Origin of the sequence: Pseudoalteromonas sp. J010, from assembly GCF_003934235.1 — a bacterium.
GTDB classification, from domain to species: Bacteria; Pseudomonadota; Gammaproteobacteria; order Enterobacterales; family Alteromonadaceae; genus Pseudoalteromonas; species Pseudoalteromonas peptidolytica.
The window spans coordinates 1-3,674 of record NZ_RDBW01000064.1; the positions used below are offsets into that span (position 1 = coordinate 1).

Here is a 3,674-nt window from a genome sequence, read left to right on the forward strand (position 1 = left end):
TGAGGACGAAGCCGAAGAAGCACCAGGACCTGACGTGCCAACTGCACTTGACGAAGACGCAGCGCAAGATGACGCGGAGCTACTCCCAGAGTTAGAAGCTGACTTTGATGAAGATACTTTACTTGAAGACGARGCGTTACTTGAGGACGAAGCCGAAGAAGCACCAGCACCTGACGTGCCAACTGCRCTTGACGAAGACGCAGCGCAAGATGACGCGGAGCTACTCCCAGAGTTAGAAGCTGACTTTGATGAAGACACGTTACTTGAAGACGAAGCGTTACTTGAGGACGAAGCCGAGGAAGCACCAGGACCTGACGTGCCAACTGCACTTGACGAAGACGCAGCGCAAGATGACGCGGAGCTACTCCCAGAGTTAGAAGCTGACTTTGATGAAGACACGTTACTTGAAGACGAAACGTTACTTGAGGACGAAGCCGAAGAAGCACCAGGACCTGACGTGCCAACTGCACTTGACGAAGACGCTGCGCACGATGAGGCGGAGCTACTCCCAGAGCTAGAAGCTGACTTTGATGAAGACACGTTACTTGAAGACGAAGTTGAGTTAGCGTCAGACACGCTTGACGAAGAAGACCTCATAAATGACGAAACTGCTCCGTTTGAAGAGGTGATCACTGAACTGGCTGATGGGGACGAACTTGATACATTGCTAAGTGAGTCTGACTCGGAAGTTGAAGTGCCGCAGGTTGATGAAGCCGAAATTGAAAAAGAATTTATGGCCGATTTTACTCAACAGGACTTTGATGCACTATTGAGTGAACTTGATGAACCAGCTACCTTCGACACCAATGATAGTGAAGATTTTGAAGTTGATTTTGATAGCTTATTGCAAGATGAACTCGAAGCCCATGACCCTCAAGACGCTCCTACGGAAGAGATTGGTGAGGGTGACTACTTGGAAATAGAGGAGCTGCTGGAGCAAAGCGATGATTTAGTCTCAGATGAAGAGCCTTATGTTGGTGCGAATATGGATGTTGGGCTAGGTGACTTTGATGAGTTACTGGCGGGTGAAAACACCACTGATGTTGATTTAGAAGACGAGGGCTTTTCTGCCAAACTGGACTTAGCCAAAGCATATATTGAGATCCAAGATTATGATTCTGCAATCTCTACGCTGGACGACGTGATAGACAATGGTCCTGACTCTGTTCAAGCAGAAGCTAAAGCGCTTAAATCTAGCCTTACTAGTTAGCGGAAACGGTGATTAGGCTGCCACCTTAAGGCCTGCCAAATAAAAAGATGTATTTTTGGCAGGTACTGGTTTTCACTTCAGCGCTTTAATTAAAGCCAGCAATCGCATAAAATGGTGTTTTTGTTATAGGTTGCGATAGAAATAGTATGCGAGTAGCGTTAGGCATTGAATACAATGGGGCAAATTACAGTGGGTGGCAGCGACAAAGCCACGTTAGCAGTGTCCAAGAAGAAATAGAAAAAGCGCTCTCGAATATTTGTAATCATCCGGTTGAGATCACTTGCGCAGGGCGCACAGATGCTGGTGTTCATGCTACTGGGCAGATCATTCATTTCGATACTGAGTCGGCTCGAGACATGAGTGCCTTCACATTGGGTATGAATTCACAGCTCCCTGATGATATTGCCGTTCGGTTTGCTAAAGAGGTACACCCAGAGTTCCATGCACGCTTTTCTGCAACTGCTCGTCGTTATCGTTATGTCATTTATAATCATACATATCGACCAGGTATTTTACGCAGCGGTGTAACGCACTTCCATCATGAACTTGATGTAGAAAGAATGAAAGCGGCATGTCCTGCCATGATTGGAGAACAAGACTTCACATCCTTCAGGGCAGTACATTGCCAATCTAATACGCCATTTCGTAATATCCATCACTTAGAAGTGGAACGCGTAGGTAAATATATCGTCATTGACATTAAAGCCAATGCGTTTTTACACCATATGGTGCGTAATATAACAGGGTGTTTGCTGGATATTGGTGTTGGCAAGCAAGAGCCAGGTTGGATGGCTGAATTATTGGCTGCAAAAGATCGTACGCTAGCAAGTGCGACGGCAAAACCTAATGGTCTTTATTTGGTTGACGTAGATTACCCTGAGCAGTGGCAGATAGAAAAAATGCCTTTAGGGCCTCTATTTTTGCCGGAAGCGCTAGTATAACGGTCATATTTAGGTACTACCTTATACTCTTAAGACCAGTTTTTTATATCACCTATAGCTAAATCATGATTTAATTGGGAAAAGATGTCTGTCTTTGCTGACGGAACAGAATAAAGCACGATAGAGAGTTGCAAATGAGTTGGTTAGAAAAGATCTTACCTAAAACCACGAAATCTTCTGGTAAAAAAGAGATCCCAGAAGGGGTTTGGGCGAAGTGTACAGATTGTGATTCAATCCTATACAAAGCAGAATTAGAAAAGTCGTTAAGTGTGTGTCCTAAGTGTGATCATCATATGCGTATCACAGCACGTAAGCGCCTTGAAAGCTTTTTAGATGATGCAGATCGTCAAGAGCTGGGAATAGAGCATGAACCAAAAGATGTGCTCAAGTTTAAAGATTCCAAAAAGTATTCAGATCGAATTGTTCAAGCGCAAAAAGCCAGTGGCGAAAAAGATGCACTTGTAGCGATGAAAGGTCGAGTTAAAGGTATTCCTGTAGCAGCGGTTGCTTTTGAGTTCTCATTTATGGGTGGCTCTATGGCATCGGTGGTAGGTGCTCGATTCGTTGACGCAGTTAACGTTTGTCTTGAACACAACATGCCGTTAATTTGCTTTTCAGCCTCAGGTGGTGCTCGAATGCAAGAGGCGTTGATGTCGCTTATGCAAATGGCTAAAACGAGTGCTGCATTGGCTAAGATGAGTGAACGTGGGTTGCCATTCATATCTGTATTGACAGACCCTACAATGGGTGGAGTTTCTGCATCACTTGCTATGCTTGGGGATATTAACGTTGCTGAGCCTAAGGCATTGATAGGATTTGCAGGCCCTCGCGTTATTGAGCAAACGGTTCGAGAAACGCTACCAGAAGGTTTCCAACGTAGTGAGTTTTTACTTGAGCACGGTGCCATCGACATGATTGTTGACCGTCGTGAAATGCGTGATACGTTAGCGCGTATCTTAGCTAAGTTTATGGACTTGCCTTCTACTGAACAAGAGCATAGAGTAGCGTAAATTTTTCAGATTGAGCTATTCAAACCATGACAGTTAAACAGCCTAGCCAATCATCATGCCTTGATGATTGGCTTTGTTATTTAGAAGCTATTCACCCCGCCACGATTGACATGGGACTTGAGCGAATTACTCAAGTTGCTGAGCAAGTCGGTCTGCTTGAATCATTCAGTAAAATCATTTTGATTGGTGGTACAAACGGTAAAGGTACCACAGCGCGTTGTTTGGAAGCTTTGTTGCTTAATCAAGGCTTTTCTGTTGGAACTTACTCTTCTCCTCATTTAATTCGATATACAGAATGTGTCAGAGTTAATGGTGTCGAGCTCGACGAGCAATATCATATCGATGCCTTTAAGCAAATTGACGATACGCGTGGCGATACTTCGCTCACTCAGTTTGAGTTTGGCACCTTGGGTGCGTTAAGTATTTTTAAGCGTTGTAATGTTGATTATATACTGTTAGAGGTAGGGTTAGGTGGGCGCAATGATGCTACAAATATCGTGATGCCTGTTGCAT

General features: G+C 44.5%; 3 protein-coding genes and 1 pseudogene. All 4 read left to right on the top strand.

The features are described 5' to 3' along the window. Positions 1–1,210: FimV/HubP family polar landmark protein (locus tag EAG18_RS21880; protein ID WP_275557368.1), on the top strand; the 1,210-nt coding region annotated here is incomplete at its 5' end. Between the two features lie 146 nt (positions 1,211–1,356). Then, positions 1,357–2,151: a tRNA pseudouridine(38-40) synthase TruA gene (truA, locus tag EAG18_RS21885; RefSeq protein WP_125254459.1), complete on the top strand. Its 795-nt coding sequence runs from the start codon at positions 1,357–1,359 to the stop codon at positions 2,149–2,151. 134 nt (positions 2,152–2,285) lie between these two features. Beyond that, a complete protein-coding gene (accD, locus tag EAG18_RS21890; RefSeq protein WP_125254460.1) occupies positions 2,286–3,161 on the top strand; it encodes an acetyl-CoA carboxylase, carboxyltransferase subunit beta in 876 nt (291 codons plus the stop codon). Positions 3,162–3,187: 26 nt separating this feature from the next. Continuing rightward, a pseudogene (locus tag EAG18_RS21895) lies at positions 3,188–3,674 on the top strand (bifunctional tetrahydrofolate synthase/dihydrofolate synthase); the annotation flags it as partial.